6 protein-coding genes and 1 pseudogene are annotated in these 5561 nt (G+C 58.2%); 4 read left to right on the forward strand and 3 right to left on the reverse strand.

Translation table 11 applies throughout. The features are described from left to right. Nucleotides 1-34: 34 nt before the first annotated feature. A complete protein-coding gene (locus AC1D17_RS27460) occupies nt 35-223 on the reverse strand; it encodes a hypothetical protein (protein ID WP_477568407.1) in 189 nt (62 codons plus the stop codon). Nucleotides 224-359: 136 nt separating this feature from the next. On the opposite strand from AC1D17_RS27460, the gene AC1D17_RS27465 reads away from it, so the two are divergent. Both AC1D17_RS27465 and AC1D17_RS27470 read left to right on the forward strand, forming a co-directional pair. Then, a complete protein-coding gene (locus AC1D17_RS27465; protein ID WP_477568412.1) occupies nt 360-728 on the forward strand; it encodes a hypothetical protein in 369 nt (122 codons plus the stop codon). A 453-nt stretch (nt 729-1181) separates the two neighbouring features. After that, nucleotides 1182-1634 (forward strand): hypothetical protein, encoded by a 453-nt coding sequence (locus tag AC1D17_RS27470; protein WP_477568408.1) that lies wholly within the window; start codon nt 1182-1184, stop codon nt 1632-1634. Here AC1D17_RS27470 and AC1D17_RS27475 read toward each other — a convergent pair. Together AC1D17_RS27475 and AC1D17_RS27480 are read right to left on the reverse strand one after the other, a co-directional pair. Beyond that, complete coding sequence (locus tag AC1D17_RS27475) at nt 1624-2280, reverse strand: LuxR C-terminal-related transcriptional regulator (protein ID WP_477568409.1); 657 nt, start codon at nt 2278-2280, stop codon at nt 1624-1626. The two genes, AC1D17_RS27470 and AC1D17_RS27475, sit on opposite strands and share 11 nt — an antisense overlap. After that, nucleotides 2277-3674 carry a sensor histidine kinase gene (locus tag AC1D17_RS27480; protein WP_477568410.1) on the reverse strand — a complete coding sequence of 466 codons (1398 nt, stop codon included), beginning with the start codon at nt 3672-3674 and terminating at the stop codon, nt 2277-2279. The genes AC1D17_RS27475 and AC1D17_RS27480 overlap by 4 nt, the downstream gene beginning before the upstream one ends. Nucleotides 3675-3853: 179 nt before the next feature. On the opposite strand from AC1D17_RS27480, the gene AC1D17_RS27485 reads away from it, so the two are divergent. Both AC1D17_RS27485 and AC1D17_RS27490 read left to right on the forward strand, forming a co-directional pair. Beyond that, nucleotides 3854-4645, forward strand: a complete 792-nt coding sequence (locus tag AC1D17_RS27485; RefSeq protein ID WP_477568411.1) for a hypothetical protein — start codon at nt 3854-3856, stop codon at nt 4643-4645. A gap of 277 nt (nt 4646-4922) precedes the next feature. After that, nucleotides 4923-5561: pseudogene (locus tag AC1D17_RS27490) on the forward strand (acyltransferase family protein); the annotation flags it as partial.

Genomic DNA, 5561 nt, shown 5'->3' on the forward strand with positions numbered 1-5561 from the left:
TCCTGCGACCGACACCGGGCCGCCACGGCCTTCGTCATAGGTGACGGAAGGACGGCTGGAAGATTTCGCTGACCGGCGGATGCTTGAAGGTGCGGAGCGGAAATTTTTCGATCAATGCCCCGAACTGCTTGATGACGACCGTCTTGAAATCCCGCCCCGTGCCGCTCAGCATCATCGTCTGGATCGCCATGCCGCGCTGAAAATGGAGACACCCGTCCTGCACGGTTTTTCTCGAACCGGGACTAAAGTCGCCTTGTGCTTAGGACCAAAGACGGACGCGCGCGGACTGGATCTAAGCCAATATGGGCGAAACACGCTCTCGACTTCGTGAGCAACACGTCGGGAGCCAAATTGTGAACATGAAAGCCGATCCGTTTTGGAATCTCTTCCTGTCGCGTATTGATCCAACACCGATTGACCATGAATTTGTCTCGATCGAGTTTGAACTGGCTTTTGCCGTCAATATTCGGACTGCCTTGCGACGTGTTGAGGCCAACCCCGCCTGTCGCCGACTTGCGGATATTGCCTTGGGCAAAGCGGTCAACTACAGCATTTTGCGCCACAGCCGGAAGAGTGCCAAGCTTGTCTCCGATGCCCACCGTGCGGTTGACGAGGCATTGTGGCGGCTGATATCGGAGTTGCGCGAATGCGAGGGGTCGCTGAACAGTTCAGCGGATTTCCCCCCAGCTATTCCAACCAGATCAGCGGTAATTGGCAAAGTAGCGTAATCCTGCGCTTCGCTGCACGGGTCTCACCCACCTCAGTTCAATAATATTCATCTGGACCAGCAACTTAAGCACGTGGCTGCCCGGACGTGCCGCGATTATTGTCGTCAGACCTTGGTCCTAAGCCAATCGGACGTATGTCCGACCTCGGCGAGGAAAAAGTCTGACATTCGCGGATTGCGAAAGCCGCACGTTGACGGCCGGAATGAGCCGTGAGCAAAGTTTCGGAGTAAATGAGAAGTACCAGAGCGGCCTTTGCGCGTCATGAGGGACGCGCCGCGCCGAGATGGCAACAACATCCAGGGGAAGGCCGCCAGCTCTTCATTTTGGCGCTCCCCCTTTTCGCTTTCACGATGGTTTCGAGGATCTTGAGATGAACATCTGCCATTGCTCGCCAACGGATATTTCGATAGCCACGCGAGCGCTGTGCCAATGGACTTTTTCAGGGAGACTGCAATGACCACGCGTCGAAAGTTTGTTGCGGCGCTCTGTTCCGTTTCAATCGGCTTCTGCGTTGCGACGCTTCCATACACGATCTGGATGTCTGGCCTGACACTTGAACTCGTTCCCCAAACTGCTTTGGCAAAGAGTGGAAATAGCGGGAACGGAGGCGGGAACGGGAATGGCGGTGGCAATGGGGGCGGGAATGGGAATGGCAGTGGAGGTGGAAATGGACGGGGAAGCAGCGGTACAAACGATAGCAAATCCGGCGGCAACTCGAGCGGAAGAAGCAGCAAAGGGGCGACGGTCGAAGACGGAGGCTCAACCCTGGAGGTTCGCCACGGCGATGGGATGAGCGAGGAGATCAAAGGCGGCCGCTACATCATGAAGGACTCCCGGGGACGCACGATCGTCAACCGGCGAGCGACGTCGGCAGATGCGAAGCGGCTCCAATCCCTCATTCACTGACCGGGCGTCGATCACGTGCGTCACGCAACACCATTGCAGCCTCCGTCCGGTTGGCGACACCAAGTTTTGTCATAATCTGCGTCATGTGGTGCTTGATCGTCTTCTCGTGGAGGTCGAGCTGTCTGGCGACATGCTTGTTGCTCAGGCCGGCGGCCACAAGCTGCAGCACCTCCTGCTCGCGCGTGGTCAAGTCTGCAATGAGGTCCGACTTGGTCGCGGTCGCAGGTGAGCGGCTGGAAAGCAATTTGGCAGAGAGTGTCGGAGCGACATAACTCTCCCCCGAGGCCACTGTGCGAATGACATCGGCCAGCGCCCTGGAGCCAATCCCCTTAAGGATGTATCCCTTCGCACCGCTGGAAAGAGCGGTCGTGACGTCGTCGCTGGCCTCGGAAACGGTCAGCATAATGATCTTTTGCAACGGGACGATATCAAGGATGAGCGGAATCGCGTTCAGTCCGCCGCCCGGCATGGAAATGTCCAACAGCATGACGTCCGGGCGCAGGTTCGCGGCAATTCTGAGTGCATCGTCCTTCGAGCTTCCCTCAGCAACAATCTCAAACCCGTCTATCTCCGACAGGCTTCGTGTTACGCCCTCCCTGAACAGCGGATGATCATCGATCACCGCGACGCGTATTCCTGCCGTCATACTGGTCCAATCTCCTCGATGTTGAGTGACATTCTAACAATCGTGCCCGGCGTTGAAGAGCTGATTTCAAATGTGCCGCCCAGGCTTTCGATCCGTTCTCTCAGTCCTGCCAGCCCAAGGCTCGTTGGCTGCACGTCGTCCGGGTCGAAGCCCGGCCCGCTATCGGCAACCTCGATCCTGACCCGGTCACCTTCCATGGTCTGCACAACGCGTTGACCGACGCCCCCACCGTGCCGATACGCGTTGTTAAGCGCTTCCTGCACGAAGCGGTATATGCAAATCCTGGCCGACGGTGAAAGGTGATCAGGCGGGGCGGATATCGACAATTCCACGCCCGATCCCGTTCGCTGCTTGTGGACCTGAACGCTCCGCTCCAAAATCTCCGGCAGGCTTGCGGCCTCTATCTGGGGCAGGATCAGTCCGCCAGATATCGTTCTGATCTCATCCATCGCCTCGTCGAGGCTTGCCTTGATGGCCGCGATTTCGCGTTCGCGCACCGCCATCGAGGTTGCCGGGCTGATCAACGCATTGCTGTCCAGTCTTAGTGACGCAAACGCGACGAGCTGCGCGGGGCCGTCATGCAAGTCGGCGCCGATACGCCGCAGATGGCTCTCGTTGAGCGCCGTCGCGCGCTGCGACGCGCGCTGAAGGCGTTCCCGGAGCGTCTCGTTCTGCGAAAGGAGCGCCGAGAGCTCGTCTATGCGCTGCCGAAGAGACCGGCGTTGACTTTCGATGGTCCTGCTGCCCCGCAGGACAATCACCAAAAGAACAGTGAAGAAGGAGATGGTGAAGGCGGCGACAGCCAGCCAGCTATGGAACCGTGCCTGGCTCAAGCTGTGTTGGAAATCATTGGCAATCTCATGGAATTCGGAAACGGCAACAACCTGGCCCGACCACGGTTGCAGGACAGGATTGTAGATCTCAAGGAGCGGCTTCCCAGCCAACTGGGCGCTCCCGCCCGTGGCGTCAAAGGGCTTGAACTGGGCGACCATCTCGCCGGCAAACGCCGTTCTTAGCTCTTCACTGAGGTTAAACCGCTTTCCAACGGTGTTCTCTTCGTTCGAATAGAGAACGGTGCCGTCTGCTCGCCACAGCCGGAACGACAGGAGGCGATCCCCCAGCGCTCCCTGGCCAAGCGTTTCATCGAGCGCGCGGGTGGCTGCGTCGTCCAGGACCTTCGTCGTCTGCATGTCTGGCAAGAGGGGTGCGATAACGCTGTCGACATAGAGCGCCGTTGTCGCGGCCGAATTTCGCGTGACGGCGTCTTCAATAAGGCTGGCTACGAATCCGCCCACCAGGACCATGGCTGTCGCCGCAACAATGCCACCGATCAGCAGGAACTGCTTCGTTAGCGATTGCGCGTTCCATCGTGTGATTAAAGTGTCGGCGCGCACGAGAAATCTCGGAATCGGCCGCCTAACGTCAAGGCAGCATTTCGGTAATGTTGGTGCCGGCAAACTACCGTCTCCAGGTGAGCGGTCAATGCTACGCTATCCGTTTGCATATCTGCCGGACCTTTGGCGCAGCTCGATCAGACCTAAGTCTTATATACCCGAGCAATGGTCTGAGGGCGATGGATGTCGCCTCCCGCAGCAACTATTCTGGCGTCACTTCGAGGGCGGCTCACTCATCTGCAACAGCGGCCGCGAAAATTCAACAGGAGGACACTATGGCTATTGCAAGAACAATCGCACGAGGCATCGTCGCTTTGAGCATTGCAGTTGCCCCCTTGGCAAGCGGCACATTTGTCGTGACGGGCGCAGCCTATGCAAAGGGCGGGAACGGCAACTCCGGCGGCGGAGGCGGGAATGGCAACGGCAATGGAGGAGGTCACGGCAGCAACGGCGGCTCCAGCCATGGGAAATCGGGGGACACCCGCTCGGAAAAAAGCGGAAAAGCCAACCACGCCAAAGACACGCCGACATTGAAGTCGCTTTTCACGTTCGGGAAGAAATCCGAGAAGGCAACCCACACGGAAAAAGCGCCCAAGACGGCTAAAGCGAAAACGAACGCTGCTGACTCCAATACTGCCGGAATACGTTCGCTGAACCGGAATTATCACGCATACCTGAACTCGAATGATCCTCGCATGGCGGCAATTTCGGCCTACGCAATCGCATATGCGCAGTTCGAAGCTGAGAACGGAACGGACGTCATTCCGACTGATCCGGCCCTGAGCGACGATGCCTTGCGCGATGCGCTTGCCAGCTTCACGAAGAACGGCGTTGTGACCGATGACACGCTGGAGAGGGCGAAGGACATACTCGGCGTCGGACCTGCGGTCGGCAAGATCGATCAGATTCGTGACACGCTTCCGGAACCGKCCACCGAAACAGACTCGCCGGAACTGGATACTGCAAACTAGACCTTAGTGTTGCCGGCACATTGTGCCGGCAACGCGCTCATGTGGGCGGGATTGCCGGTTGCCTTACCGTCAAGGCATGCCGGCGCAATCTCCTGATCAAGCGGCCGCCCGTCAAAGTTTGGTCGGATTCGCCTTTCACTCTCCGGGTCTGCCATCACGTCTCAACGTCTGTATGGACGTTGTAGAGGGTGAATACGGTGGGCCGGGAGGAACGGTATTGGGGAGCTAGCGCTATCGAGGAGAGCGTCCGATAAACGCTGACAGCCGAGAGGTGTCTATGCCGAATGCACGCGACCGGCAGTTGGACGGGCTGAGAGCCGTCGCCGTCACGATGGTGCTGTACGCCCATTTTTTGCCGAGGATGGATCCGCTTGGGGCCATATCGGCGTGCGTTTGTTCTTCGTCCTTAGCGGATTTCTGATAACGCGGCTGCTTTTGGACGCGCGTCGCGCCGATCGCTACGAACCGTCTACAGCATTGAAATCATTCTATGCACGTCGTGCGCTGCGCATATTTCCTCCCTATTTCGCCATGTTGGGCTTCATCTGGATTGTCAATCTCGAAGGCGCCAGAAGCAATCTGAAGTGGCACGCGCTTTATCTGTCGAACTTCTGGTATGCGCTTCGCGGTGAGTGGGACCCTTGGGTTTTATGTCACACGTGGAGCCTAAGCATCGAGGAGCAGTTCTATATCATCTGGCCGCTGGTGATCCTGCTGGCGCCGCGCCACCTGATTGAGCGGATCTGCATCACCGTGATCGCATGTTCGTTGGCATACCGTTTCTTCTGGCCCGTGACCGGGACGCCGTCCCTCATGCGCGATCTGCTCCCTTTCGCGTCGATGGATGCGCTGGTATCGGGCTCGCTGCTGGCAGCTTATCGCGCCAGAACGTCGGTCTGGCCGCAATGGATGAGGC

This window comes from Pararhizobium sp. P1_E7 (genome assembly GCF_056405855.1).

Coding starts and splice junctions, on each gene's coding strand:
- AC1D17_RS27465 (WP_477568412.1), top strand. CDS start 360: ATGAAAGCCGATCCGTTTTGGAATCTCTTCCTGTCGCGTATTGATCCA.
- AC1D17_RS27470 (WP_477568408.1), top strand. CDS start 1,182: ATGACCACGCGTCGAAAGTTTGTTGCGGCGCTCTGTTCCGTTTCAATC.
- AC1D17_RS27475 (WP_477568409.1), bottom strand. CDS start 2,280: ATGACGGCAGGAATACGCGTCGCGGTGATCGATGATCATCCGCTGTTC.